The organism is Cupriavidus sp. USMAHM13, from assembly GCF_001854285.1.
Classification (GTDB): Bacteria; Pseudomonadota; Gammaproteobacteria; order Burkholderiales; family Burkholderiaceae; genus Cupriavidus; species Cupriavidus malaysiensis.
Genome location: NZ_CP017751.1, coordinates 1,915,135 through 1,940,660 on the forward strand (window position 1 = coordinate 1,915,135; position 25,526 = coordinate 1,940,660).

The 25,526-nt window shown below is 70.9% G+C and carries 19 protein-coding genes; 8 read left to right on the plus strand and 11 right to left on the minus strand.

All coding sequences use genetic code 11. From position 1 onward, the window contains the following. Positions 1–21: 21 nt before the first annotated feature. The 3 genes from BKK81_RS08420 (at position 22) to BKK81_RS08430 (ending at position 3,716) form a co-directional block, all read left to right on the plus strand. Complete coding sequence (locus BKK81_RS08420) at positions 22–924, plus strand: LysR family transcriptional regulator (RefSeq protein ID WP_071012043.1); 903 nt, start codon at positions 22–24, stop codon at positions 922–924. Positions 925–1,173: 249 nt separating this feature from the next. Next, positions 1,174–2,562 (plus strand): DUF1800 domain-containing protein, encoded by a 1,389-nt coding sequence (locus BKK81_RS08425; RefSeq protein WP_442873396.1) that lies wholly within the window; start codon positions 1,174–1,176, stop codon positions 2,560–2,562. A gap of 5 nt (positions 2,563–2,567) precedes the next feature. After that, positions 2,568–3,716, plus strand: a complete 1,149-nt coding sequence (locus BKK81_RS08430; protein ID WP_071012046.1) for a DUF1501 domain-containing protein — start codon at positions 2,568–2,570, stop codon at positions 3,714–3,716. A gap of 238 nt (positions 3,717–3,954) precedes the next feature. On the opposite strand, the gene BKK81_RS08435 is transcribed toward BKK81_RS08430, so the two are convergent. Genes BKK81_RS08435 through BKK81_RS08445 form a run of 3 tightly spaced genes read right to left on the minus strand, consistent with a single transcriptional unit; the run spans position 3,955 to position 6,701 of the window. Continuing rightward, complete coding sequence (locus tag BKK81_RS08435; protein WP_071012047.1) at positions 3,955–5,130, minus strand: vWA domain-containing protein; 1,176 nt, start codon at positions 5,128–5,130, stop codon at positions 3,955–3,957. A gap of 45 nt (positions 5,131–5,175) precedes the next feature. Continuing rightward, positions 5,176–5,781: a GNAT family N-acetyltransferase gene (locus BKK81_RS08440; RefSeq protein ID WP_071012049.1), complete on the minus strand. Its 606-nt coding sequence runs from the start codon at positions 5,779–5,781 to the stop codon at positions 5,176–5,178. 41 nt (positions 5,782–5,822) lie between these two features. After that, entirely contained in the window at positions 5,823–6,701 is an 879-nt protein-coding gene (locus BKK81_RS08445; RefSeq protein ID WP_071012050.1) for an AAA family ATPase, read from the minus strand. A gap of 456 nt (positions 6,702–7,157) precedes the next feature. Between BKK81_RS08445 and BKK81_RS08450 the strand changes: the two genes are divergently transcribed. Together BKK81_RS08450 and BKK81_RS08455 are read left to right on the plus strand one after the other, a co-directional pair. Continuing rightward, complete coding sequence (locus BKK81_RS08450; RefSeq protein WP_071012052.1) at positions 7,158–7,505, plus strand: c-type cytochrome; 348 nt, start codon at positions 7,158–7,160, stop codon at positions 7,503–7,505. 18 nt (positions 7,506–7,523) lie between these two features. Beyond that, positions 7,524–7,919: a c-type cytochrome gene (locus BKK81_RS08455; protein ID WP_071012054.1), complete on the plus strand. Its 396-nt coding sequence runs from the start codon at positions 7,524–7,526 to the stop codon at positions 7,917–7,919. Between the two features lie 115 nt (positions 7,920–8,034). On the opposite strand, the gene aroG is transcribed toward BKK81_RS08455, so the two are convergent. Together aroG and BKK81_RS08465 are read right to left on the minus strand one after the other, a co-directional pair. After that, complete coding sequence (gene aroG, locus BKK81_RS08460) at positions 8,035–9,114, minus strand: 3-deoxy-7-phosphoheptulonate synthase AroG (protein ID WP_071012056.1); 1,080 nt, start codon at positions 9,112–9,114, stop codon at positions 8,035–8,037. A 291-nt stretch (positions 9,115–9,405) separates the two neighbouring features. After that, positions 9,406–9,690 (minus strand): response regulator transcription factor, encoded by a 285-nt coding sequence (locus BKK81_RS08465; RefSeq protein ID WP_071012058.1) that lies wholly within the window; start codon positions 9,688–9,690, stop codon positions 9,406–9,408. A 176-nt stretch (positions 9,691–9,866) separates the two neighbouring features. Here BKK81_RS08465 and BKK81_RS08470 point away from each other — a divergent pair, with 176 nt between their 5' ends. Beyond that, a complete protein-coding gene (locus BKK81_RS08470) occupies positions 9,867–10,922 on the plus strand; it encodes a class I SAM-dependent methyltransferase (RefSeq protein WP_071012059.1) in 1,056 nt (351 codons plus the stop codon). Positions 10,923–10,962: 40 nt separating this feature from the next. Here the strand turns inward: BKK81_RS08470 and tldD are convergent, their stop codons facing one another. From tldD to BKK81_RS08485, 3 genes are all read right to left on the minus strand, one after another. Beyond that, positions 10,963–12,423, minus strand: coding sequence for a metalloprotease TldD (tldD, locus tag BKK81_RS08475; RefSeq protein ID WP_071012061.1), 1,461 nt, complete (start codon positions 12,421–12,423; stop codon positions 10,963–10,965). A gap of 131 nt (positions 12,424–12,554) precedes the next feature. Continuing rightward, the gene (locus tag BKK81_RS08480; protein ID WP_071012063.1) at positions 12,555–13,376 is read right to left on the minus strand and encodes a carbon-nitrogen hydrolase family protein; all 822 of its coding nucleotides are present in this window, start codon (positions 13,374–13,376) and stop codon (positions 12,555–12,557) included. Positions 13,377–13,441: 65 nt separating this feature from the next. Continuing rightward, positions 13,442–17,629 (minus strand): YhdP family protein, encoded by a 4,188-nt coding sequence (locus tag BKK81_RS08485; RefSeq protein WP_071012064.1) that lies wholly within the window; start codon positions 17,627–17,629, stop codon positions 13,442–13,444. A 195-nt stretch (positions 17,630–17,824) separates the two neighbouring features. Between BKK81_RS08485 and glnE the strand changes: the two genes are divergently transcribed. After that, entirely contained in the window at positions 17,825–20,692 is a 2,868-nt protein-coding gene (gene glnE / locus BKK81_RS08490) for a bifunctional [glutamate--ammonia ligase]-adenylyl-L-tyrosine phosphorylase/[glutamate--ammonia-ligase] adenylyltransferase (RefSeq protein ID WP_071012066.1), read from the plus strand. Positions 20,693–20,699: 7 nt separating this feature from the next. Further along, complete coding sequence (gene rrtA / locus BKK81_RS08495; protein ID WP_071012068.1) at positions 20,700–21,317, plus strand: rhombosortase; 618 nt, start codon at positions 20,700–20,702, stop codon at positions 21,315–21,317. A 76-nt stretch (positions 21,318–21,393) separates the two neighbouring features. Here the strand turns inward: rrtA and mprA are convergent, their stop codons facing one another. From mprA to recN, 3 genes are all read right to left on the minus strand, one after another. Continuing rightward, positions 21,394–23,073 (minus strand): MprA protease, GlyGly-CTERM protein-sorting domain-containing form, encoded by a 1,680-nt coding sequence (gene mprA, locus BKK81_RS08500; protein ID WP_083384009.1) that lies wholly within the window; start codon positions 23,071–23,073, stop codon positions 21,394–21,396. Positions 23,074–23,282: 209 nt separating this feature from the next. Next, complete coding sequence (locus BKK81_RS08510; RefSeq protein WP_071012072.1) at positions 23,283–23,708, minus strand: hypothetical protein; 426 nt, start codon at positions 23,706–23,708, stop codon at positions 23,283–23,285. Positions 23,709–23,766: 58 nt separating this feature from the next. Then, positions 23,767–25,503 carry a DNA repair protein RecN gene (recN, locus tag BKK81_RS08515; RefSeq protein WP_071012074.1) on the minus strand — a complete coding sequence of 579 codons (1,737 nt, stop codon included), beginning with the start codon at positions 25,501–25,503 and terminating at the stop codon, positions 23,767–23,769. Between the last annotated feature and the right edge of the window lie 23 nt (positions 25,504–25,526).

Genomic DNA, 25,526 nt, shown 5'->3' on the forward strand with positions numbered 1-25,526 from the left:
TGGTAGTGAAGTAGGTGGACGATGCGGCGTGTATGTCCCTCCCTGACCGAACTGCAGGCCTTCGAGGCTGCGGCGAGGCATAGTAGTTTCACGCTGGCGGCCAAGGACCTGCATGTCACGCAGGGCGCCGTCAGCAAGCAGGTGCGCAGCCTCGAGCACTTTCTCGGGGCGGAACTGTTCGAGCGCGTGCGCCAGCGCCTGGTGCTGACCGATGCGGGGCGGCGCTACCTGGCGCGGGTGCAGCCCAGCCTGGCCGAGATCGAGGCGGCCAGCGTCGAGCTGATGGCGCGCCAGGGGCGCGGCGGCACGCTGCATATCGCCAGCCTGCCCACGCTCGGCGCGAAGTGGCTGATCCCGCGCCTGCCCCAGTTCTTCGCGCGCCACCCGGAGGTCACGCTGGAATTCGTGCCGCACGCCCAGGGCTACGATTTCGCGCGGCCTGACCTGGACGCCGCGATCCGCTTCGGCGACGGCATCTGGCCGGGCAGCCTGGCCGACTACATGATCGGGCGCGAAGTGCTGCCGGTGTGCCGACCCGGCCTGCTGGCGGGCGAGCCGGGCGGCATGGCGGCGTCGCCGGCGACGCTGCTGCGCTACCCGCTGCTGCACCACACCACGGTGCCGGAGGCCTGGTCGGACTGGCTGTCGGCGCTCGGCGTCGACGCGCGCGAGGCCTGGGGCGGCGCACGCTTCGACCAGTTCTCGCTGCTCACGCAGGCGGCGGTGTCGGGCCTGGGCATCGCCCTGATCCCGCGCTGCCTGATCGAGGAGGAACTGGCGTTGGGGGCGCTGGTGGTGGCGCATCCGGCGCGCGTGCTGAGCAGGAAGGGCTATTACCTTTGCTATCCCGAGCAGAAGCAGCACCTGCCTGCCTTGCAGACCTTCCGCGCCTGGGTGATGGAAGGCGTGGACGTGGTGGCCTGAGGCCCGCTGCAGGCCGCACACTACCGCACCGCGCACCGCCACACGCAATCGCATCGATCTGCACCGGGCCGCAGCGGGCGGCACCCGCTCGCGCTAATTTTCGCTTACAAATTCGACATGCCGGTTTCGTTCGGCGATCCGCCGCGATCGCGCCTGGCGCGTTTACTCGACATCGGGGCAGGCTGCCGCGCGCCACGGCCATGCGGCAGCGCCCCATCCGATCGACCAGCTGCGCAGCTGCGCGGGAGCCTGACGATGATGGATCGCGCCACCGGGGCCGGCATCGCCCTCAACCGCTTCGGCCTGGGTGCACGGCCCGACGAAGACCTGCCGGCCGACCCCCAGGGGTGGCTGCTGCAGCAGTTCGACCGCTACGAGGCGCGTCCGCCGGCGTGGGCGGCGCAGCCTGGCAGCGCCGACCTGGCGGCCCGCTATGCGCAGCAGCAGCGCGCGGTGCGCGAGCAGCAGGGCGATGCCAGGGCGGCTGCTCGCCAGGCGCTGCAGCAGGGCCTGCGCGAGAGCTACCGCGGCGCGGTCGACGCGCGCGTGGCGTCGGCGCTGCTGACGCCGGCGCCCTTCGTCGAGCGCCTGGTGCATTTCTGGGCCAACCATTTCGCGGTCTCGGCCGAGAAGCCGGTGGTGGCCGGCCTGGCCGGTGCCTTCGAGGCGGAGGCGATCCGCCCTCACGTGCTGGGCCGCTTCGAGGACATGCTGCTGGCGGTCGAACAGCATCCGGCCATGCAGGTCTTCCTCGACCAGGTGCGCTCGGCCGGCCCCGACAGCATGGCGGCGATGCAGGCCACGCGGCGCAATGCCGAGCGCGTCCCCGGCCTCAACGAGAACCTGGCGCGGGAGATCCTCGAACTGCACACCCTTGGGGTGCGCAGCGGTTACCAGCAGGCCGACGTGACCGAGTTCGCGCGCGCCCTGACCGGCTGGAGCGTCGGCGGCCTGGGCCCACGCGACGAGGGCACTCCCGGCGCCTTCCTGTTCCGCGCCCGGCTGCACGAGCCGGGCGCCCGCACGATCCTCGGCAAGGCTTATGCCCAGCCGGGCGAAGGCCAGGCGCGCGCAGTGCTGCACGACCTGGCGCAGGCGCCCGCCACTGCGCAGCACCTGGCCGCCAAGCTCGCGCGCCACTTCGTCGCCGATAATCCGCCGCCGGCGCTGGTGTCGCGGCTGGCCGATGCCTACCTGCGCGGCGGCGGCGAGCTGCCGGCGCTGTACCGCGAGCTGGTGCGTGCGCCGGAAGCCTGGGCGCCGGCACCGGCGAAGTTCAAGACGCCGTGGGACTGGACGCTGTCCTCGCTGCGCGGGCTGGGCGTGCGCGAACCCGGCCGCCTGCCCTACGCACCGCTGCTGGCGCAGCTCGGCCAGCCGGTCTGGCGCCCCGGCTCGCCGGCCGGCTATGACGACATCGCGGCCAGCTGGGCCGCCCCCGACGCGCTGGTGCGGCGGGTCGAGCTGGCCCAGCGCTTCGCCGCGCGCGTGGGCGACCGGCTCGATGCCCGCGCGCTGGCGCCGCGCCTGCTGCCGGGCACCCTGAGCCCGGCCACCGGCGAGGCCGTGGCGCGCGCCGAGAGCCCGGCCACCGCGCTTGCGCTGCTGCTGGTTTCCCCCGATTTCCTGCGGAGATGACCGCCATGCTGACACGCCGACATTTCCTCTGCGTCGCCGGTTCCGGCGCCGGTGCGCTGCTGGTCGCGCCGCGCATGGTGTTCGCCCGCGTCGAGTCGGAGCGCCGCTTCGTCTTCATCATCCAGCGCGGCGCCGCCGACGGGCTGGATACGCTGATTCCCTACGCCGACCCGGGCTATGCGCGCCTGCGCGGCGCGCTGGCCGTCGATCCGGCACAGGCCGCGCGGCTGGACGGCACCTTCGCGCTGCATCCTGCGCTGGCGGAGACCGCGAGGATGTATGCGTCGGGACAGGCGCTGCTGCTGCATGCGGTGGCGTCGCCCTACCGCGACCGTTCGCACTTTGACGGCCAGAACGTGCTGGAGACCGGCGGCAAGGCGCCTTACCTGGTCAAGGACGGCTGGCTGAACCGGCTGGCGGGACTGCTGCCGCGCCGCGACGACGATGCCATCGCCTTCGCGCCGACGGTGCCGGCGGCGCTGCGCGGTGCCGCGCCGGTCAGTTCCTACGCGCCCTCGGCGCTGCCGTCCGCGCCCGACGACCTGCTGCTGCGCGTGGGCCAGCTCTACGCCCGCGACGCCGAGCTGCATCCGCTATGGGCCGCGGCCATGCAGGCGCGCGGCCTGGCCGGCGATGCCGGCGCGCGCCAGGACCCGGCCAGCCTGGGCCGGCTGGCCGCGGGCTTCCTGGCCAGGCCGGACGGGCCGCGTATCGCCATGATCGAGACCGGCGGCTGGGATACCCACAGCGCGCAGGCGCAGCGGCTGGCGGCGCGGCTCAAGGCGCTCGACACCCTGGTGGCGGCGCTGCGCGACGGCCTGGGGACAGCCTGGGAGCGCACCACCGTGCTGGTGGCCACGGAGTTCGGGCGCACCGCCGCCGCCAACGGCACCGGCGGCACCGACCACGGCACCGGCGCGGCGGCCATGCTGCTGGGCGGTGCCGTGCATGGCGGGCGCGTGCTGGCCGATTGGCCAGGCTTGTCGCAGAGCGCTTTGTATCAGGGGCGGGACCTGCGTCCGACCCTGGCGCTGGATGGTGTGATCGCCGCCGCGGCGGCGGAGAGTTTCGGCCTCGACAGCGAGCGCGTGGCGCGCACGCTGTTTGCGCCGGCGGCGGGCGGAGCGCTGCCGCAAGGGTTGGTGCGTACCTGAGAAACGATCGCGGGACGGGAGAAGGGCGGGGAGCCGCGGGGCCTGTGGCCCGGGACGGCGGGAACAAGGGGGAGCGGGGGAGCGGGGGAGCGGGGGCGGCGGCGCGTGCCGGGGACGTGCCGCCACGGCATCGCGCAGGCAGGACGCCGCCGGCAGAGGCTGTCAGGGGCCGGCGGCGTCCGCGGTGCCTGGCCGGCCGCCGGCGTGCGAGGTGCTGCCTGGACGCCTGCCCGGATACTTACTTGGACAGCGTGCGCATGGCCTGTTCGAGTCCGGCCAGCGTGACCGGATACATGCGCGACTTCATCAGCTGGTTGATCACCGAGATCGACTGGCGGTACTGCCACAGCCCTTCCGGCTCGGGATTCAGCCAGGCGAAGCGCGGGAACTGCTCGGTGATGCGGTTCAGCCAGACCGCGCCGGCCTCCGCGTTGTTGTACTCGACCGAGCCGCCGGGCTGCAGGATCTCGTAGGGGCTCATGGTGGCGTCGCCGACGAAGATCAGCTTGTAGTCCGGGGTGTACTTGTGGATCAGGTCCCAGGTGGCGATCTTCTCCGCGTGGCGGCGGCGGTTGTTCTTCCACACGTAGTCATACAGGCAGTTGTGGAAGTAGTAGTACTCGAGGTGCTTGAACTCGCTCTTGGTGGCCGAGAACAGCTCCTCGACGCGCTTGATGTGGTCGTCCATCGAACCGCCCACGTCCATCAGCATCAGCACCTTGACCTTGTTGTGGCGCTCGGGCCGCAGCTTGATGTCGAGCATGCCCGCGTTGGCCGCGGTCGAGTGGATGGTGTCGTCCAGGTCCAGTTCGGTGTCGGCGCCTTCCCGCGCGAAGCGGCGCAGGCGGCGCAGCGCCACCTTGATGTTGCGCGTGCCGAGCTCGACCTGGTCGTCGTAGTCCTTGTAGGAGCGCGCTTCCCACACCTTGATGGCGGTGCGGTTGCCCTTGGACGGCCCGCCGATGCGGATGCCCTCGGGGTTGTAGCCGCCGTGGCCGAAGGGCGAGGTGCCGCCGGTGCCGATCCACTTGTTGCCGCCCTCGTGCTTCTCCTTCTGCTCCTCGAGCAGCTGCTTGAGGCGCTCCATCAGCTTGTCGAGCCCGCCCATGGCCTCGATCTTGGCCTTCTCCTCGTCGCTGAGCTCGCGCTGCAGCGTCTTCTGCAGCCAGTCGAGCGGGATGTCGGACTTCCAGTCGACCAGGCTCTCCACGCCTTTGAAGTAGGCCGCGAAGGTCTGGTCGAACTTGTCGAAGTGCTTCTCGTCCTTGACCAGCGTCATGCGCGACAGGTAGTAGAACTCGTCGATGGAAGGGGCGATGACCTCCGCCTTGAGCGCTTCCAGCATGGTCAGGTACTCCTTGACCGAGACGGGAAGCTTGGCGTGGCGCAGCGAGAAGAAGAAATCGATCAGCATGGTGGTGCTCTCGGTTGGCGCTGGGTGGGCGTCGGCGGCGCGCGCTCAGCGCGGCAGGTCCAGCCGGTACTGCAGGTGTCGCTTCACCGCCAGCCATTCGCTGGCGATGATGGAGAACACCACGGTGTCGCGCAGCGAGCCGTCGGGCATGCGCTGGTGGTTGCGCAGCACGCCGTCCTGCTTGGCGCCGAGCCGCGCGATGGCGGCGCGGCTCTGGTGGTTCATCCAGTGGGTGCGGAATTCCACCGCGATGCAGTCGAGCTGCTCGAAGGCATGCGCGAGCAGCAGCAGCTTGCACTCGGTGTTGACGGCGGTGCGCTGCACACGCCGCGCGTACCAGGTGTGGCCGATCTCCAGGCGACGGTTGACCGGGTCGACGTTGAAGTAGCGCGTGGCGCCCACCACCGCGCCCGGGCGGCCGTCGACGATCTCGCGCACCACGAAGGGCATGGCGTGCAGGCGATCGCGCATGTCCAGCGCGGTGTCGAGCCACGCGCGCGTCTGCTCGGGCGCGGGTACCGAGGTGTACCAGAGCTTCCACAGCTCGCCGTCGGCGGCGGCCGCCTTCACCTCGTCCTCGTGGGCGTGGCTGAGCGGCTCCAGCATGGCGTGCGTGCCGGCGAGCGTGACGGGTTCGATGAAACGTGTCATGGCCAGGGCGTGATGGTCGGCGGGGTCGCGCGCGGCGCGGGTCAGCGGTTGGCGCGGTTCATGAACACCAGGCGCTCGAACAGGTGCACATCCTGCTCGTTCTTCAGCAGCGCGCCGTGCAGCGGCGGGATGGCCGCCTTCTTGTCCGGGCTGTGCAGCGCCTCGGGCGGGATGTCCTCGGCCATCAGCAGCTTGAGCCAGTCGATCAGCTCGGAGGTGGACGGCTTCTTCTTCAGGCCCGGCAGGTTGCGCATGTCGTAGAAGGACTGCAGCGCGGCCGTGACCAGCTCGCGCTTGATGCCCGGATAGTGCACGTCGACGATGCGCTGCATGGTGTCGGCGTCGGGGAACTTGATGTAGTGGAAGAAGCAGCGGCGCAGGAAGGCGTCGGGCAGCTCCTTCTCGTTGTTGGAGGTGATGATCACCAGCGGGCGCTGCCTGGCGCGCACCAGCTCGCGCGTCTCGTAGACGTAGAACTCCATGCGGTCGAGCTCGCGCAGCAGGTCATTGGGGAACTCGATGTCGGCCTTGTCGATCTCGTCGATCAGCAGAACGACCTGCTGGTCGGACTCGAAGGCCTGCCACAGCACGCCCTTGACGATGTAGTTGCGGATGTCGTGCACGCGGTCGTCGCCGAGCTGGGAATCGCGCAGGCGCGACACCGCGTCGTACTCGTACAGGCCCTGCTGCGCCTTGGTGGTCGACTTGATGTGCCACTGCAGCAGCGGCATGCCGAGCGCCGCGGCCACTTCCTCGGCCAGCATCGTCTTGCCGGTGCCGGGCTCGCCCTTGATCAGCAGCGGGCGCTGCAGCGTGCGGGCGGCATTGACGGCCAGCTTGAGGTCATCGGTGGCGACATATTGGTCACTGCCCTCGAAGCGGGCCTGCTGTGACGGGGTGGCGTTGGCGGTTTGGCTCATGTGGCAAAGAGAGGCTAGGGTGGCTGGAATCGCTGGGGCGCCGCGGTCCGGCGGGCCGGGCCGCCGCCTGCTGTCGACGGCGGCGATGGGCCAGTATAAAAGAGCTTTTCCATTCGCGTTTGGTCGCTGATGCGCCAAGGTGCAGGCTGGACGCTCGGGTGCCGGCTGCGGTACAATGCGCCGGTTTGACGCGCCCCCCACGTCCAGTCTTACGCGCCCCGGCGGCCCGCGCTGCCTTCTCTTCGCGGCATCTACCGGGACGCGGCATTCAAGAAATAGAAATGGTTCCAGAGCAGCCACGCGCGCGCCAGCGCCCGGGGCAAGCTGCCTGGCAATCCGCCGTGTTCACGCAGGAGACAAGGAACCCGGCAGGCAGGGCAGTGTTCAGGAGTCGCTTCGGTCAGGCAGGTCGGGCAGGTGATTCAGGCAGGGTTAACACTTCCATTCGCTACGACAATGAAAAAGCTCCTCACGGTGGTTGTGCTGGGCGCTACCGCAATGGCGGCGCAGGCCCAGGAAGTCAAGGGCAATGTGGACGCCGCCAAGAACAAGGTTGCGATGTGCATCGGCTGCCACGGCATTCCCGGCTACCGGGCTTCGTTCCCGGAAGTCTATGAGGTGCCCCTGCTGGGCGGGCAGAACGCCAAGTACATCGAGAACGCGCTGAAGGAATACCAGAAGGGCGATCGGAAGCACCCGACCATGCGCGGCATCGCCGCGACGCTGAGCGACCAGGATATCGCCGACGTGGCGGCCTACTACGCCCAGCAGAAGCCCGATTCCCAGAACAATACGCAGAAATAAGCGCGAGGACGCCGCATCATGAAATCGCTCAAGACGCTCTCGCTCGCCGTTTCCCTGCCGCTGCTGATGGCCGCCGGCTCCGCCGCGGCCGCCGACATCGCCGCCGGCAAGGCCCTGGTGGAAAAGGGTAACTGCGCCACCTGCCACGGTGCCGACCTGAAGTCGCCCATCAGCCCCGAGTACCCGAAGCTGGCCGGCCAGCACGCCAGCTACCTGCTGCACGCGCTGTTGGCGTACCAGACCAGCAACAGTCCGCTGGTCGGGCGTTCCAATGCCATCATGGCCGGCCAGGTCAACGCGAATCCGGCGGTGACGGGCAAGGACGGCAAGCCGCGACCGTTCTCGCACCAGGAACTGCAGGATATCGCGGCCTATATCGAATCGCTGCCGGGCACCCTGGTCCTGAAGAAATAAGGCAGGCAGGCCGGGCCGGCCAGGTCCGGCAGGCGAGAAGAAGAAAAGCCGCCCCGCGTCTGCGCGGGGCGGCTTTTCTTTTTTGTCGCGGCCGCCACAGGGCGGCCGCGACGGCTCAGTTGCCGCTGCCCTTGGCCAGCCGGCGTGCCTTGACGGCATTGGCCAGCGTTTCCAGCACCTTGACCGAATCGTCCCAGCCAATGCAGGCATCGGTGACGGATTGGCCGTAGGTGAGGTTCTCCACCGGCGTGCCCTGCACATGGTCCTGGCGCCCGCCGACCAGGTGCGACTCGACCATCACGCCGACGATGCGCTCGTCCCCGGCGGCCATCTGGCGGCCGATGTCCTCGCACACCGGGATCTGGTTCTCGTGCTTCTTGCTGCTGTTGGCGTGCGAGGCGTCGATCATCAGGCGCGCGGCCAGGCCGGCCTTGGCGATCGCCTCGCAGGCCTCCTGCACGCTGGCGGCGTCGTAGTTGGGCGCCTTGCCGCCGCGCAGGATGATGTGGCAGTCCTCGTTGCCCGAGGTGGAGACGATGGCCGAGTGGCCGCCCTTGGTCACCGAGAGGAAGTGGTGGGGCTGCGAGGCTGCCTTGATCGCATCGACCGCGATCTTGACGTTGCCGTCGGTGCCATTCTTGAAGCCGACCGGGCAGGACAGTCCGGAGGCCAGCTCGCGGTGTACCTGCGATTCGGTGGTGCGCGCGCCGATCGCACCCCAGCTCACCAGGTCCGCGATGTATTGCGGGCTGATCATGTCGAGGTACTCGGTGCCGGCGGGAAGGCCCATCTCGCTGATGTTCAGCAGCAGTTCGCGCGCGGTGCGCAGGCCATCGTTGATCTTGAAGCTGCCGTCCATGTGCGGGTCGTTGATCAGGCCCTTCCAGCCCACCGTGGTGCGGGGCTTCTCGAAGTACACGCGCATCACCACTTCCAGTTCGCCGGCGAAGCGGTCGCGTTGTTCCTTGAGCAGCTTGGCATACTCGAGCGCCGCGCGGGTGTCGTGGATGGAGCAGGGGCCGATGATGACGATCAGCCGGTCGTCCATGCCGTGCAGGATGCGATGCATGGCCTGCCGGGCGCCGTAGATCACGTCCGATGCCTTTTCCGAGCAGGCGAATTCGCGGATCAGGTGCGCGGGCGGCAGCAGTTCCTTGAGTTCGCGAATGCGCAGGTCGTCGGTGTTCTTCAACATGATGGCTCCGGGTCTTGTAGGGTCGTGGGATGCAGGGTTCAGGGCAAGTCTGGATAAAAAAAGCCGCCAGGTTCGCTGGCGGCTTTTTTTGATGTCTGGGGACGCTTACAAGCTTCCCTCTCCTTCCGCCAGCGGTGCGAGATCGCTAAAAAAGTAAAAGTAAAACTTGGCGGACATGGAGGATTTACGGGTCAGCTTGCGTTGTCGGAAGGCTTGGCCGAGGCATTAAATTGCGTTGCTTCCGGTGAAACTGCCGCTTCGGGCGGTTTCATTGTTGGCAACGAAGCATCTTTATAGCGCGTTTTCCGAAGCTTGGCAAGCGCACCCCGCATCGGCGGCGTCGTCGGCCGGCAGCCAGCCCATGCCGCGCACCACGGCGGCGGTGCGCGTTTCCACGCCCAGCTTCACGTAGACGTGCTGCAGGTGCTTCTGCACGGTGCGCGTGCTGATGCCCAGCACGCTGGCGATGTCGCGGTCCGTCTTGCCGCGGGCGAGCCATCGCAGTACCTGGCGCTCGCGCGCGGTCAGCGTGCCCGGCGGGGCTGCGGCGAGGCGCGGGGGGCTCGGGTTTGCCATGGCGGGAAGGGACTACGCAATGGTGCGTATTGGCGCGCCGGGGCGCGTCTACCAAGATGGATGAGGCCAGTATAGACACCGGACGGGCCACCGGGCTTGGCGGCGGCGCACGACGGCACACGGCGGCCGGCGCGGCCGCCGCGCAGGGGAGCGCGCACGCGCGGAAGGGGCAGGCCATGGCAATCAACGAAGAGAAACTCAATGCCTTCATGGGCAGGTTCGTGCAGGACCTCGGCGCCGTCATGCACGCGGCCACGGTGGTGGTGGGCGACGAACTGGGCCTCTACAAGGCCCTGGCAGAGAAACCGATGAGCGCCGACGCCCTGGCCGAGAAGACCGGTACCGACGCCCGCTACCTGCGTGAGTGGCTGAGCGCGCAGGCCGCCAGCGGCTATGTCGACTACGATCCGGCCGCCGACTGCTTCAGCCTGAACGAAGAGCAGGCCTTCGCGCTGGCGCAGGAGGCGAGTCCGGCCTTCATCCCGGGTGCCTTCCAGATCGCGGTAGCGCAGTTCAAGGCGATCCCGAAGATGCTGGATATTTTCCGCAACGGCCGCGGGCTGGGCTGGCACGAGCACGATCCGGCGCTGTTCCGCGGCACCGAGCGCTTCTTCCGCCCGGGCTACGCCGCCCACCTGGTGCCGGAATGGATCCCGGCGCTGGAAGGCATGGAGGCGCGCCTGCAGGCCGGCGCCAGCGTGGCCGACGTCGGCTGCGGCCACGGCGCGTCCACCCTGATCATGGCGCAGGCCTATCCGGCCTCGCGCTTCCACGGCTTCGACTACCACGAGCCGTCGATCCGCTATGCGCGCGAGGCGGCGCAGCGGGCCGGCGTGGCGGATCGCGTGACCTTCGATGTGGCGACCGCCAAGGACTTCGATGGCGGTGCCTACGACCTGGTGGCCGTGTTCGATTGCCTGCACGACATGGGCGATCCGGCTGGCGCGGCGGCCCATGTACGGCAGGCCTTGCGCCCGGATGGCGCGTGGATGATCGTCGAGCCCTTCGCCAACGACCGGCTGGAGGACAACCTGACGCCGATCGGGCGGGTCTTCTACTCGGCCTCGACCTTCATCTGCACACCGGCCTCGCGTTCGCAGGAAGTGGGATTGTGCCTGGGCGCGCAGGCCGGCGAGGCGCGCATGCGCGCAGTGGTGGAGGGGGGCGGCTTCACGCGCTTCCGCCGCGCCGCCGAGACGCCGTTCAACCTGATCTACGAGGCGCGTCCGTAGTGCGGCGGGCGTCCGCCCGCCGCCCGCGCCGGCGCGGTGCTCAGGCCGTGCCGCCGACCGTCATGTTCTCGATGCGCAGCGTGGGCTGGCCGACGCCCACGGGCACGCTCTGGCCGTCCTTGCCGCACACGCCCACGCCCGAGTCGAGCCGCATGTCGTTGCCGATCATGGTCACGTCCTTGAGCGACTCGGGGCCGTTGCCCACCAGCGTGGCGCCCTTGACCGGCGCGGTGATCCTGCCGTCCTCGATCAGGTAGGCTTCGCTCGCCGAGAAGACGAACTTGCCATTGGTGATGTCGACCTGGCCGCCGCCGAAATTGACCGCGTACAGGCCGCGTTTGACGCTGGCGATGATTTCCTGCGGGTCGCGGTCGCCGTTCAGCATGTAGGTGTTGGTCATGCGCGGCATCGGCAGCGCGGCGTAGCTTTCGCGGCGCGCGTTGCCGGTCACCGGCATCTTCATCAGGCGCGCGTTGAGGGTGTCCTGCATGAAGCCGCGCAGGATGCCGTCCTCGATCAGCGTGGTGCACTGGGTCGGATTGCCCTCGTCATCCAGGTTCAGCGAGCCGCGCCGGTTGGCCAGCGTGCCGTCGTCGACCACGGTGACGCCCTTGGCCGCGACGCGCTCGCCCATGCGGCCGGCGAAGGCGGACGAGCCCTTGCGGTTGAAGTCGCCTTCCAGGCCGTGGCCGACGGCCTCGTGCAGCAGCACGCCGGGCCAGCCCGGGCCCAGCACCACGGTCATCGCGCCAGCCGGCGCGGGACGCGCCTCCAGGTTGACCAGGGCCGAGGAAACCGCTTCGTCGACGTACTTCTGCAGCAGTTCGTCGCTGAAGTAGCCGTAGGCGTAGCGACCGCCGCCGCCGGAGGAGCCGATCTCGCGGCGCCCGCCCTGCTCGGCGATCACGGTCACCGAGACGCGTACCAGCGGACGCACGTCGGCGGCGATGACGCCGTCGCCGCGTGCCACCAGTACCACATCGTATTCGCCGGCCAGCCCGGCCATGACCTGCACCACGCGCGGGTCCTTGGCGCGGGCCATGCGCTCGATGCGCTCGAGCAGGGCGACCTTGTCGCTGGCGCTCATGGAGTCGAGCGGATCATTGGGCGTATAGAGGTCGCGTCCACCCTGCGAGGACAGCGCCCCGGCCACCTTGACGCGGCCGCTGCCGGCGCGGCCGATGGTGCGCGTGGCCGCCGCGGCCTGGCTCAGCGCGGCCAGGCTGATCTCGTCGGAGTAGGCGAAGGCGGTCTTGTCGCCCGACACGGCGCGCACGCCCACGCCCTGGTCGATGCTGAAGCTGCCGGACTTGACGATGCCTTCTTCCAGGCTCCAGGCCTCGTTGCGGGTGTACTGGAAATACAGGTCGGCATAGTCGACCTTGTGCGTGAAGATGTCGGCCAGCACGCGCTGCAGCTTGGCCTCGTCGAGGCCGTAAGGGGTCAGCAGCAACTGCTGCGCGGTGGCCAGGTTGCGGATTCCGAGATCGCCGGCGTTCATGGTGTTCCTTTATTGCCTTGATTGCGTCGTCGCACCGGGGTGGCGGCGCGCAGGGAAAATTCGGGGGTGCCCGGCCCGCTTCCGATGGTTCCGGCGGGCCCGATGGTGCCAATGGGTCAGTGCCGCCTATGCTACAGCACGCGGTGGCGCAGCGCAGGCAGGTTCTGGCGGATCTCCGCCAGCCGCGCCGGATCGATGGTGCCGCTGACCACGCCTTCGCCCTCGGGCAGCATCGCCAGCACTTCGCCCCAGGGATCGACCAGCATCGAATGGCCCCAGGTGCGCCGCCCGTTCTCGTGCCGGCCGCCCTGTGCGGCAGCCAGCACGTAGCACTGGTTCTCGATGGCGCGGGCGCGCAGCAGGATTTCCCAATGCGCCTGCCCCGTGGTGTAGGTGAAGGCGGCCGGCATCAGGATCAGGTTGACGCCGTCGCCGCGGGCCAGCGAGCGGTACAGCTCGGGGAAGCGCAGGTCGTAGCAGACCGACATGGCGACCGGGCCGCAGGGCGCGTCGAAGCGCACCGGCTGCGTGCCGGCCAGGATGGAGCGGCCTTCGTCGTAGCTCTCGCTGCCGCGCGTGAAGCCGAACAGGTGGATCTTGTCGTAGCGTGCGACGCGCTCGCCGCGCGGATCGTAGGCCAGCGACGTGTTGTAGACGCGTGCCGGATCCTCGCACCACAGCGGCAGCGTCCCGCCCACCAGCCAGATGCCGTGCCGGCGCGCGGCGTCGGCGAGGAAGCGCTGCACCGGGCCGTCGCCATCGCGCTCGCGCAACGCCACCTTGTCGGTTTCGCGCAGGCCCATCAGGCAGAAGTACTCCGGCAGCAGCACCAGTTCTGCGCCGCCGCGGGCGGCCTCGTCGATCAGGGCGCCGGCGCGGGCCAGGTTGGCCTCGAGCGAGGTACCGCTGACGGTCTGCACCGCGGCGACGCGGAAAAGGTTGGAGGTACTCATCGGTCGGCTTCCTCGAGCGGGCGTGGTGTGGTGCGCCCCGGCGTCACCGGGGCGCGCTGGCGGGCCTAGGGGCGGTCGGATGGCTTGTGGTACGGAGCCCGATTGTCCTCCACTTTATCGATCTGCGGGTTGGCCCAGCTGCCGATGATGTGGTAGTGCTGCGTGAAGGCCTTGGAGAACTCGTCCGCGAACAGCAGTTGCGCCGCCAGCGTGCCGATGCCGAGTGCCGGATTGACGAAGGCGGCCGCCACCGAGGTCGAGGTGGCGTTGATGCGCGGTACCACCGCCACACGCAGGTCCTGGGTCTCGCGCAGCAGGTCGGCCGAGCCGGTCATGGTGGCATTGAGCTGCGAGCCCTTGAGGCGGAAATCGCTGATGGTGCCGATGCCGTTGGCGATGGTGCCGTTGCCGGAGATGGTGTCGAACACGGTGCCCTGGCCGGACAGGCTGCGGAAGTCGAGCGTGGCGATGCGCAGCAGCCCTTGCAGGCTGAGCACGCCGAGCAGGCGCGCCGCGCCCGGCTCGACGGCGAGGATCTGGCCGTTGTCCAGCTGCAGCGACAGCTGGCCCGACAGGCTGGGGTAGTCCATCGAAAGCGGCGAGCCGAGCCAGCCGACGCGGCCTTCCAGCTTGCCGCGGCCGTCGCGCAGCGTGTGCGGCAGGCCCATGCGGTCGAGCAGGGCGCCGGCATTGCGGATATCCAGCTCGAAGCTCAGCTGCGTGCGGCGCGCGGCCTGTTCGTCGCCGCCGCGCAGGCGCCGGGGCAGGCGCCAGCTGCCGCGGCCGTCCAGGGTGGCGGCAGGCTGCTCGATCTTGAGCTGTTCCAGCGTCCATACCGGCTCGCCATCGGCATTGCCGCTCTGCGCCTTCATCTCCAGCTTGCCGAAATCGCGCCCGCGCAGCTCGAAATGGTCGGCGACCAGGTCGATCGCCGGCAGCTCGTCGATATTGGTGGCGATCGCGTCGGCGGCCTTGCCGGCATCGGCCGCGTCGGGGATGTCGAGCCGCGTCAGGCGCAGGCGCAGCGCCCCGGACGGGGTGCCGGCGCGCGGCCGCCAGCTCAAGGCGCCGGCGATCTGGCGCGAGTCGACCTGGAAGCCCCAGCCGTTGTCCTGGCGGCTGATGTCGAGCGTGACATCGTCGAGGTCCCGGCTCAGCACGTGCAGCGTGCGGGCACGTACCGCCAGGCGTTCGGGCAGGTAGCCCGAGGGGCCGCCGGCCGGGGTGCTGCCGCCCTGGCCGCCGCCCTGGCCGCCGATTTCGCCGAGCGCGCTGCGCCAGGCGTCGAGGTCGAAATGTTCGAGCGCCAGCGCGGCGGAGACGCCGCTGGCGGGAGCCGGCGCCGCCTGCTGGACGCCGATGCCGCCGGACTGGACCACCAGCGCGTCATTGGCGTCGCGTTTCAGCAGGTAGCGCGCATTCAGCAGCGCGCCATACTGCAGCAGCATTTCCTGCTGCTCGGCGCGGCCGGCGGCCGGGCGCAGCTCGAAGCGCAGCGGGACCGCGGCCGCGGCACTCTTGCCCAGCGGCGCGGGCAGGCCGAGCGCCATGCCGGCGAGATCGCTGCCGATCTGGACCTGGGTCTGGCCGTCGCGCACGCCGATCACGGCGTTGTAGCCCGCGCCGCCGTCCAGCCTGCCGGCCAGCCCGGCCAGCGCCGTGCCCGCCATCGCCTCGCGGATGCCGGCGGCACTGGCATTGCCGCTGGCGACCACGCGTACCGAGCCGTCCGGCTGGCTGCCGCCGCTGGCGCGCACCTCGCCGCCGAGCATGCGCCCGCGTACATTGTCCAGCTGGAATCCCTTCTCGCTGAAGGCGATGGTGCCGCTGGCGCCGGACAGCGGCGGCAAGGCTGGTGCCAGCACCACATCGTTGCCGGGCAGGCGGAACTGGCCGTCGATCCTGGCGTGGCTGGAGTCGGTCAGCGGCAGGTCCAGCTTCAGCTTCAGCTCGCCGTTACCCTGGCCGCGCGCGTCGGCGGTGGCATGTCCGGTCCAGCCGTGCAGCGGGCTGGCGGCGATGAAGCGCAGGAAGGACTGCAGCGGCCCGGAGGCAGCGCCCTCCAGCAGCAGGTGGCCACGGTCGCTGAGGTCGGCGATCTGGCCGCTGACGTTGTGCAGCACGACGCCGGGGACGCCCTGCACGCCGCCGCGTTCGGCGACGAAGGAGAGGGCGCCGCGCTCGAACAGCAACTGGCCGGAAATATCGGTGAAGAGCGGCCATGCCGGGCCGCCGCCCGGCGCCGGCTGGTGCGGGGCGATCTGGTAGCGCATCTGCTGCACCGGCACCTCCACGCGGAAATCGCCGGCCTTGTCGTGCGGGGCGCCGTGGAACGGGAAGTGGGTCAGGTCGCCATGCAGCAGGAACTTGACATTGGCCGCCTCGCCGCCGGCCAGCGCGCCGCCCAGGTAATGGCGGGTATCGCCCGGCAGGCCGAGCGGCAGGTAGCGCGGGATGCGTGCGATCTGCGCACGGGCCAGTTCGCCGGACAGGTCGGCGATGCCGGCCTGGCTCTCGCCGCCGGCCTGCCAGCTGCCGCGCACGGTGCCGGCCACGTCGGCATTGGCGAAGCGCACGCCGCTGGTGCGCACCTGCAGGCGCCCGCCGTCGCGGCTCCAGCGGAACTCGCCGCTCAGTTGGTCGAAGGGCAGGTCGGGATCCTCGAAGACGCCCGGCAGGCTCAGCGTCGCACCGGTGCTTTCGAGGCGGGCGCTGCCCTGGCGTTCGTCGAAGCTGAAGTTGCCGGACAGGTGCGCGAATCCCGGCAGGCCTGCGATGTGGCCGCCGGCCGGCTGAGCCACGGGCTGGCTGCGCAGCGAGACGTCGCGCAAGGTGCCCTGCACGGCATAGTGGGTGCCGGTGGCACGGCGGTTCAGCAGGCCCGGGTGGTCGCGGCTCCAGCTGGCGTCGAGATTGTCGATATGCCCGGCCGGCTGCAGCGCGCGCAGCTGGCGCAGCACGCCGCTGTCGAGCGGCAGCGAGCCGGCCAGCGCCCGCACCGGGTTGAGGTCCAGGCTGGGGGCCTTCAGCGAGAACTTGCGCAGCTCGCCCTTGCTGCCGGTGGCCCAGTTGACCGTGACCTTGCGCATGCCTTCGCGCCAGCTTGCATCCGTGCCGCCCGGCGCCGCCGCGCTTTCGCCGGCCGGGGGCTGCCACAGCAGCGTGTCGATGGTGAGCTGGTGGTTGCCCTGGCGATCGGCGCGGTGCAGCAGGAAGGCCTGCGCGTTGGCCAGCCGCAGCGGCTCCGGTGCGCCGGCCAGCTGCAGGTCCACCGCGCTGGCGCGCAGGCGTGCCTGGCTGCGCACGATCGCGCCGGCGCGGAACTCGATGCTGCCGTCGCAGCTGAAGCTGCCGTCGGCGACGTGCTGGAACAGGCTCAGGTAGCGCTGCACCACCGGCAGCTGCAGCCGGGCGACGTTCCAGCTGGCCTGGCCGTACCAGGTGCGCCAGTCGCCGGCGCGGTGCAGGTATTCGTGGCGGATGTCGGCCTGCACCACCAGCGGCTGCGGCGACAATGCCGCGGAGTGCGCTTCCAGCCGCAACAGGTGGTGCGCTCCGTCGCGCCTGACGCTGAGGCGGATGTCGCCGACGTCGAGCTGCGGCAGGCGGGCATGGTCGTCGAGCCAGCGCAGCTTGCCGCTGTCCAGCTCCACGCGGCCCTGGCTCATCAGCCAGTCGAGGAAGCGGTTGTCGTTGGAGCGGTCGCTGGACGGGTCCACCGGCATGCCGGCGACCAGCAGCTTGCCGGCCGGCGTGCGCCGCACCAGCAGGTCGGTCTGCTGGGCGGCGACGCGGGTGAAGCGCAGGTCCATGCCGAACAGCGAGTGCCAGGACAGGGCGCCGTCGATATTGCCGGCCGCCAGCAGCAGGTGTCCGTCGTCGTCGAGTATGCGCAGGTTGCCGGCGCGGAAGGCGGGATGCCAGCCGTCCCAGTAGGTGTCGAGCCGGCCGATGGTGACGTGGGCCGCGACCGTGGCCGAGGCGCGGTCTTCCAGCCACTGGCGCGCGGCGCCCGCCTGCGGCCACAGCACGAAGCGGATCAGCAGGCCGAGTGCCAGGGCCAGCAGCGCCAGCACCAGGGCCAGGCGCACCAGGGCGCGCCCCAGGCCGGGCCAGAGCGGGTGGGCGCGCCACTCGGCCAGCAGGCGGCCGAGTGCGCGCATGCCGCCGGGAAGGCCGGCCGCGTTGTCGTGCGGGCCCGCGGCACTGCCGGTGGCGGAGCGCTCTGCGGGAGGGGGCGTGCGGCTGGACATGCGCAGATTATCCGACAATACTAGCCGCTCTCCAATTCGGTGCCTTTCCTTTCTTCGAGCGCCCGCGGGCGCGGGTATTGGGCGGCAACCAGACACGCATTTCAGACCGACAGAATGACTGCTCCCGCATCGACGCGTTCCGAACCGGCGCCTGTCGCCGCCAGCACGGCCACCGGGGAACAGTCCCCGGCCGGCATGTCCGGCGGCGCATTCGCCACAATGCCGGCGGTCGGGATGGCTCCCGCCGGCAACGCTGAGCCGGCATTGTACTCGCCCGCGTATTCCCATTACGCGCGCCGCATGCTGCAGGCCCGCGATGGCCTGGAGGACGTGCTGGCCGAGGCGATGCGCGTGCCGCTGACGCGTGCCTGGATGGAGGCCCGGCTGGCTCTGCTGCAGCAGCCGTCGGCCGATGCCGAGGAGGCCGCCAAGCAGGCGCTGCGGCGCTTGCGCGCCGAGGTGATGTGCGTGGTGATCGAGCGCGACCTGCGCGGCGCAGCCACCCTGGGCGAGGTGACCGCGGCGATGTCGGACCTGGCCGAGCTTGCCATCCAGCACGGCCTGGCGGTGCTCGGCGCCGACCTGGCGGCGACCTTCGGCCGCCCGGTGGGCGCGGGCAGCGGCGAGGTCCAGGAACTGGTCGTGGTCGGCATGGGCAAGCTGGGCGGGCGCGAGCTGAACGTTTCCTCCGATATCGACCTGATCTTTCTCTATGACGAGGATGGCGAGACGCAGGGCGGCACGCGCAGCCTGTCCAACCACGAGTACTTCATCCGCCTGGGCCGGCGCCTGATCAACCTGCTCGCCGACGTGACCGGGGACGGCTACGTGTTCCGCGTCGACATGCGCCTGCGTCCCAATGGCGACGCCGGCCCGCTGGCCTGCAGCCTGGGCATGCTCGAGCAGTACCTGGTGGTGCAGGGGCGCGAGTGGGAGCGCTATGCCTGGATCAAGGGCCGCGTGGTCTCTTCGCTGGCGACGCCGCATGCGCAGCGTACCGCGCGGCTGCTGTCGGACCTGACCCTGCCGTTCGTGTTCCGCCGCTACCTGGACTACGGCGTGATCGCGGCGATCCGCTCGCTGCACGCGCAGATCCGTGCCGAGGCGGCCAAGCGCAGCGGCGGCCTGGCCGGACACGGGGTCAATCAGCGCTCCTTCAACATCAAGCTGGGCCGCGGCGGCATCCGCGAGATCGAGTTCATGGCCCAGGTCTTCCAGCTGATCCGCGGCGGCCAGGATGCTGCGCTGCGGGTGCGCCCCACGCTGGAGGTGCTGGCGGTCGCGGTCGAACGCGGCCTGCTGCCGGCCGGCCAGGCCGAGCAGCTCGCCGATGCCTATCGCTTCCTGCGCCAGCTCGAGCATCGGCTGCAGTACCGCGACGACGCCCAGACCCACCATCTGCCGACCACGCCGGAGGAACAGCAGGCCGTCGCGCAGATGATGGGCTGCGACGACTGGGAAACGCTGCTGGCGCGCCTGCAGGCGCTGCAGGAACCGGTTGCCCAGCAGTTCGAGGCGACCTTCTCCGATCCCGATACCGCGCCCTGCGAGGCGCTGTGGCCGGCCCTGGTGCGCGATGCCGTCGATGAAGTGCAGGGCGGCCCGGCGGCGGAAGCCACCGAGGCGGGCGAGGACGCGCCGTGCGCGCGCCTGCAGGCGGCGGGGTTCAGCGATTGCGGCGCGCTGTTCGACCGCCTGCGCGCGATCCTGGTGTCGCCGCGCTACCGCGCGCTGTCGGAGGCCAGCCGTGCGCGCTTCGACCTGCTGGTCAACCGCGCGCTCGACCTCGCCGCGCGCCAGGAAGACGCCGACAGCACCATCACCCGCTTCCTCGATTTCCTCGACGCCATCAGCCGCCGCGCCTCCTACCTGTCGCTGCTGTCGGAGTACCCGCAGGCGATGGCGCGTGTCGCCCACACCCTGCACGCGTCGCGCTGGGCCGCCGATTACCTGACGCGCCATCCGCAGCTGCTCGACGAACTGCTCGACAACGAGGCGCTGGCGGACGCGCCCGACTGGTCCGCCTTCCAGGCCCGGCTGGACGAGCGCCTGCATGTCGCCGACGGCCAGGTCGAGGCGCAGATGGACATCCTGCGGCGCGAGCACCACGCCGAGACCTTCCGCATCCTGCTGCAGGACCTGCAAGGCCTGTTGACGGTGGAGCAGGTCGCCGACCGCCTGTCCGACCTGGCCGACGCGGTGCTGGAGGTCACGCTGCGCACGGTATGGCGGCAGCTGGCCACGCGCCATTGCGAGTCGCCGCGCTTCGCCGTGATCGCCTATGGGCGCCTGGGCGGCAAGGAGCTGGGCTATGCCTCCGACCTCGACATCATCTTCCTGTACGAGGACGAGCACGAGCGCGCGCCCGATGTTTATGCCGCCTTCGCGCGCCGGCTGATCACCTGGCTGACCAGCCACACCGCCGCCGGCATGCTGTACGACGTCGACACGCGGCTGCGGCCCAACGGGGCCGCCGGACTGCTGGTGACCAGCTTCGATGCCTTCCGCCGCTACCAGCTGCGCGAAGGCGACAACGCCGCCTGGGTATGGGAGCACCAGGCGCTGACGCGCGCCCGCTTCTGCGCCGGCGACCGCGCCATCGGCGCGCGCTTCGAGGCCCTGCGCGACGAGGTCCTGCGCCAGCCCCGCGACGCCGCCACGCTGGCGCCCGAGATCGTCGACATGCGGGCCAAGGTGGCCGAGGGCCATCCCAACCGCGGCGCGCTGTTCGACCTCAAGCATGACCGCGGCGGCATGGTCGACATCGAGTTCACCGTGCAGTACCTGGTGCTGTTGCACAGCGCTGCCCACGCCGAGCTGACGCGCAACAGCGGCAATATCGCGCTGTTGCGCACGGCCGGCGATCTCGGCCTGATCGATGCGGCGCTGGCGCTGGCAGTGGGCGATGCCTACCGCCTGTTCCGCGCGCGCCAGCACCAGCTGCGGCTGGACGGGCACGCCCAGGCGCGCGTCGAGCCGGCTTCGGTGGCGGAACCCGCCGGCCAGGTGCGGGCACTGTGGCAGGCCGTGTTCGGCACCGGCGGCGCGGCGGCCGCGCCGTGACCGGGCGATGACGGCTGGTCCGTCCGGGCCGTCCGGCCCGCACGCCGCCGCGCCGGCGCTATGGGCGGCGGTGGCCGGCGTGGCCGCGCTGTCGGCAATGTTCACGTTTGCGCCGTGGCTGCACGCGCACGGTCTCTATCTGCGCGACGCAGTGCTGACGGGAGAGTGGTGGCGCCTGGTGACCGCGATGTGGGTGCACCTCGGCTGGCGGCACTGGCTGGCCGACACGCTGGCCGCGGCCGGCCTGCTGCTGCTGGGCGGGGTGGCGGCGCGCACGCGCGCGCTGCTGGCCGTGCTGGCGGCATGCGGGCTGGCGGCGCAGGCAGCGTTGCTGCGCCTGCCTGAGGTGGCATGGTATGGCGGCCTGTCGGGCGCGCTGCATGGCCTGGCCGCGTGGACCGGGCTGCGGCTGCTGCAGCGGCCGGGCTGGCCGCGCGTGGCAGGCGTCGCGCTGTGCCTGGGCGTGCTGGTCAAGGTCTGGCTGGAGCAGTCCTGGCTGGCCGCGGTGGTGTTCGAGCCGGCCTGGGGCTTCGGCGTGGTGCGGGCCGCGCATGCGGCCGGTGCGCTGGCGGGACTGCTGCTGTGGCTGGCCGGGGAGTGGCTGGCCGCGCGCCGCGCTGCCTGAGCGGACGGCGGTCCGCGTCGGCGCGCAGGCAGCACCGTGCCCGCCGGTGGCCTGGGCCGCCGGCGGGCGCGACGTCTCACCGGCGCCGGCGCAGCAGGAAGGCCAGCAGGCCGGCTGCCGCCAGCAGCGCGGCCGTCCAGGGCGGCACCGCACCGCCACCACCGCCGCCGCCGCTGGCCGCAGGGGCGGGAGTGGGGGTGGAGGGGGTCGACTGGACGCTGCCCGCGGCCGTCACCGCGCCGAAGGCATCGAGCAGGCCGGCGCCGCACGCGCCGCTGTTGGTCGCGCAGAAGGTGTTGCCCGGGAAGGCGCGTGCCGAGCTCTTCAAGGCGCTGGCGACCTGTGCCGGCGTCAGCGCACCGTTCGCGGCCAGCATCAGCGACACCACGCCGGTGGTCATCGGCGCGGCGAAGCTGGTGCCCGCCGAGCCGACCAGGTTATAGCTGCCGGCAGTGGTCTGGCCGCTGTTGGACAGCGTCAGGACCCAGGAGGGCGAGGAGCAGTTGCCGCTGGAGTCGGCCTGCGAGACCCCGCAGCCTCCGCCCGGGGCGCTCAGCGCCACCTGCGAGCCATAGCTTGCGTAGCTGGCCTTCTCGCCGTTGTTGACGTGCGCCGTGACCGCGATCACGCCACTGCAGTCGCCTGGTGCTTCCACCGCGCCGCCGTTGTTGCCGGCGGCGGCGATCACCACCACGCCCTTGGCGGTCAGGTCATTGACGGCCTGCTGCTCGATCTGGCTGCAGGTGCCTCCGCCGAGGCTGATATTGATCACGCGCGCGGGGTTGGCGTTGTTGGGCACGCCGGGCACCGACAGGCCGCCGGCCCAGCGCATGCCGTCGACGGTGTCCGACAGCAGCGCGCCGCACTGGCCGGCCACGCGCACCGGCACGATGCGCGCGTTCCAGTCCACGCCCGCGATGTTGCTGTTGTTGTTGGTGACGGCGCCGATCACGCTGGCCACGCGCGTGCCGTGCCAGCTGCTCGGCGTCAGCGTCGGGCTCGACGAACTGGTTCCGGGGCAGGTGTAGTTGGCCGGAATGTAGTCGCCCGGATCGGTGGCGTCGTTGCTGCGCGTGGCGCCGTTGGCGCTGACGAAGTTGTAGCCGGGCAGCAGCAGGCGTGCGGCCAGGTCGGGGTGGGGCAGGTAGCCGGTATCCACCACGGCGACGACGATGCTGCTGCTGCCCTGGGTCACGTCCCAGGTCTTGGGCAGGTTGGCGGCACCGGCCTGCGCGCTCGGTGAGCCCATGTAGAGGGCTTGGGGATACTGGCCGGAAGCGTAGTAGGGATCGTTCGGCGCCGTGTCGGTCACGTGCAGCCAGCGGTCGGGCACCACTTCGGCGATGCGTGGGTCCTGGCGCAGCTTCGCCGCGGTCGCCTCGGGATCCGTGCTGCCCCCGGCGACGCTCATCAGCTGGTAGCTGCCGCCCATCTGCCGCTTGACCGAGAGGCCGACGCCGGTGTTCTGCTGGATCTGCAGCATGCGCTGCGAATCGCCGGTGGCGCTGCTTGGGCTGGCGCTGCTGGTGCTGCCGTCGCGCCAGCGCACGATGAAGTTGCCGCTGTAGCGGACGGCGGCGCTGGAAGCGCCCGTGCCGGAAGCAACGGTGCTGCCGTCCGCGGCGCCGGCGGCTGGCGCCAGCAGGGCGGCCGCGACCGTCGCGGCGGCCACGGCGGCGGCCTGACCCAGGCGCCGGCGCCATGGCGCGGCCACGTCGTGTCTGCTGCTGGAAGGGGCCCACGATGTGCTTTGCATCTTCTTCTCCTTGCTCCCTGGCAATGTGCTGTCCTGCATGCCCTACGTGTCCTGCGCCAGCACCTGGCCGGCCTCCCGGGTGGTGCTGCCCGTCGTGCGCATCCCGGCTCCCGGCATGCTGCGGCGCCTCGCTGTGCGCAAAGCGCGCCGACGGCAGCCAGCGGGATATGACAAGCCGGTGACCGGCCCGTGACAAGCCGGCGTGGCGGTCAGTCCGGTGGCATCTCGCGTGTTTTCGGCATTTCGCGGTTAGGCTTGAGCAGGCGGTCCGGCTCGGCGACTTCCACGCGCGGCGCAGCGCGCAGGCGTTCGAGCGCCTGGTCGAGCGTGGCGTCGGCGTTATCGCTGATGGCGGTGACCAGCCAGACGCCGCCGGACATCGGGCGCTTGACGACGAAGCGCGCCGGCCCCTGGATCTCGGCCAGCAGCTTGCCGGCCTCGACCGAGTCGTTCACGGCGGGCGGGCGGAAGCGCACCATGATGTCGCCGAGCGAGCGATCGGCGGTGATGCCGCCGGGCGGCGGCGGCACGGGCTTCGACTGGGCCTGGCAGCCCGTCAGGCCACCTAGTGCCAGCGCCAGGGCCAGGCCCAGGGCACCGGTGAGCAGCGGGCGGACCAGCTTGCGGGTCGACATGGTTCGGATCTCCTGAAGGGGGGTAGGGGGCGCCGCGGTGGCAGCGGCGTCGGCCGGGTCAGACGGCGGCCCGGCGCGGGCGGCGGCCGTCCTTGCTGCCGTGGGTGGCGCTGCCGCCGCGCGCGCCTTGCGCCAGCATTTCTTCGGCATGCTGCAGCGTGGTCGCTGTCACCGTGGCGCCGCCCAGCATGCGCGCCGTCTCGTCGACGCGTCCGCCGGCATCGAGCACGCGGATATGCGAGCGCGTGACCGCGCCGCCGGGGCCGGATGTGGTGGCCTTGCTGACCAGCAGGTGGCTGCCGGCCTGCGCCGCCACCTGGGGCAGGTGGGTCACGCACAGCACCTGGCGGCTGCGGCCGAGCTCCTGCAGGCGGCGGCCGACGACCTCGGCGACCGCGCCGCCGATGCCGGCATCGACTTCGTCGAAGATCAGGGTGGGGGTCGGCGCGGCCTCGCTGGTGATGACCGAGATCGCCAGGCTGATGCGGGCCAGCTCGCCCCCCGAAGCGACCTTGGCGAGCGGGCGCGGGCTGACGCCGGCGTGGCCTGCCACCAGGAACTCGACCTGCTCCAGGCCGTGGCTGAGCCCTTCCTCGAGCGGGTGCAAGGCCACGGCGAAGCTGCCGCCCGCCATCGACAGGCCCTGCATGGCCTCGGTGATGGCGGCCGACAAGGCCGCGGCGGCCGCCTTGCGCGCATCGCTGAGGTGATGCGCGATGGTCAGGTAGGCGGCGCGCGCCGCGGCTTCGCGTGCCATCACCTTGTTCAGGTCCTGCGCGGCCTGCAGGTCGTCGAGCTGCTGGCGGCGTGCCTGCAGCTCGGCGGGCAACTGCTCCGGCGGCAGCCGGTACTTGCGCGCCGTCGCGTGCAGTGCCTGCATGCGCTCCTCGACCGCCTGCAGCCGCTCCGGGTCGAGTTCGAGGCGGTCCACGTAGCGGGTCAGCGAGTGGGCGGCTTCCTCTGCCTGCACCTGGGCGGGCTCCAGCGCCGCCAGCACGTCGCGCAGGGCCGGGTCGATATCGGCCAGCTGGCGCAGCCGCTGGACGATGGTATTGAGGCCGGACAGCACCGAGCCATCGGCTTCGGAGAGTGCGTCGAGTGCGGCGCGGCCGCCGTCGATCAGGCCGGCCGCGTGCGACAGGCGGTTGTACTCGGACTGGATCTCGTCCCACTCGCCCGGCAGCGGTGCCAGCTTGTCGAGCTCGCCGACCTGCCACTCCAGGCGCTCGCGCTCCAGCTGCATCTCGCGCGACTGCTGCTCGACCGTCTCGCGCTGGCGCACGCAGGCGCGCCAGGTGCGCCAGGCCTCGGCCACGGCGCCGGCCTGGGCCGTCAGCCCGGCATGGGCGTCCAGCAGCAGGCGCTGGGCATCGGGACGCAGCAATTGCTGGTGGGCATGCTGGCCATGGATGTCGACCAGCTGGTCGCCGACCTCGCGCAACTGCGCCAGCGTGGCGGCGCCGCCGTTGATGAAGGCCTTGCCACGGCCGCTGGCGTCGACCGTGCGGCGCAGCAGCACGGTGCCGCGCTCGTCGCCCTCGCCAGCCAGCTCGCGTTCGCCGAGCCAGGCATCGAGCGCGGGGTGCGTGGCGAAGGTGGCGCTGACGCTGGCCCGTGCCGCGCCTTCCCGCACCACGCCGGCATCGGCGCGCTCGCCCAGCACCAGGGCCAGCGCATCGATCAGGATCGACTTGCCGGCGCCGGTCTCACCGGTGAAGACGGTGAAGCCGGCGGAGAAGTCGAGGTCGAGCGCGTCGACGATGACGAAATCGCGGATGGAAAGGCTGCGCAGCATCGTTCTGGGTGGCGGGTCAGGTG

Excerpts from the sequence above, each read along its gene's own strand:
- BKK81_RS08420 (WP_071012043.1), top strand. The coding sequence starts at position 22 with ATGCGGCGTGTATGTCCCTCCCTGACCGAACTGCAGGCCTTCGAGGCT.
- BKK81_RS08430 (WP_071012046.1), top strand. The coding sequence starts at position 2,568 with ATGCTGACACGCCGACATTTCCTCTGCGTCGCCGGTTCCGGCGCCGGT.
- BKK81_RS08435 (WP_071012047.1), bottom strand. The coding sequence starts at position 5,130 with ATGCTGATCGATTTCTTCTTCTCGCTGCGCCACGCCAAGCTTCCCGTC.
- BKK81_RS08440 (WP_071012049.1), bottom strand. The coding sequence starts at position 5,781 with ATGACACGTTTCATCGAACCCGTCACGCTCGCCGGCACGCACGCCATG.
- BKK81_RS08445 (WP_071012050.1), bottom strand. The coding sequence starts at position 6,701 with ATGAGCCAAACCGCCAACGCCACCCCGTCACAGCAGGCCCGCTTCGAG.
- BKK81_RS08450 (WP_071012052.1), top strand. The coding sequence starts at position 7,158 with ATGAAAAAGCTCCTCACGGTGGTTGTGCTGGGCGCTACCGCAATGGCG.
- BKK81_RS08455 (WP_071012054.1), top strand. The coding sequence starts at position 7,524 with ATGAAATCGCTCAAGACGCTCTCGCTCGCCGTTTCCCTGCCGCTGCTG.
- aroG (WP_071012056.1), bottom strand. The coding sequence starts at position 9,114 with ATGTTGAAGAACACCGACGACCTGCGCATTCGCGAACTCAAGGAACTG.
- BKK81_RS08465 (WP_071012058.1), bottom strand. The coding sequence starts at position 9,690 with ATGGCAAACCCGAGCCCCCCGCGCCTCGCCGCAGCCCCGCCGGGCACG.
- BKK81_RS08470 (WP_071012059.1), top strand. The coding sequence starts at position 9,867 with ATGGCAATCAACGAAGAGAAACTCAATGCCTTCATGGGCAGGTTCGTG.
- tldD (WP_071012061.1), bottom strand. The coding sequence starts at position 12,423 with ATGAACGCCGGCGATCTCGGAATCCGCAACCTGGCCACCGCGCAGCAG.
- BKK81_RS08480 (WP_071012063.1), bottom strand. The coding sequence starts at position 13,376 with ATGAGTACCTCCAACCTTTTCCGCGTCGCCGCGGTGCAGACCGTCAGC.
- BKK81_RS08485 (WP_071012064.1), bottom strand. The coding sequence starts at position 17,629 with ATGTCCAGCCGCACGCCCCCTCCCGCAGAGCGCTCCGCCACCGGCAGT.
- glnE (WP_071012066.1), top strand. The coding sequence starts at position 17,825 with ATGTCCGGCGGCGCATTCGCCACAATGCCGGCGGTCGGGATGGCTCCC.
- rrtA (WP_071012068.1), top strand. The coding sequence starts at position 20,700 with ATGACGGCTGGTCCGTCCGGGCCGTCCGGCCCGCACGCCGCCGCGCCG.
- mprA (WP_083384009.1), bottom strand. The coding sequence starts at position 23,073 with ATGCAAAGCACATCGTGGGCCCCTTCCAGCAGCAGACACGACGTGGCC.
- BKK81_RS08510 (WP_071012072.1), bottom strand. The coding sequence starts at position 23,708 with ATGTCGACCCGCAAGCTGGTCCGCCCGCTGCTCACCGGTGCCCTGGGC.
- recN (WP_071012074.1), bottom strand. The coding sequence starts at position 25,503 with ATGCTGCGCAGCCTTTCCATCCGCGATTTCGTCATCGTCGACGCGCTC.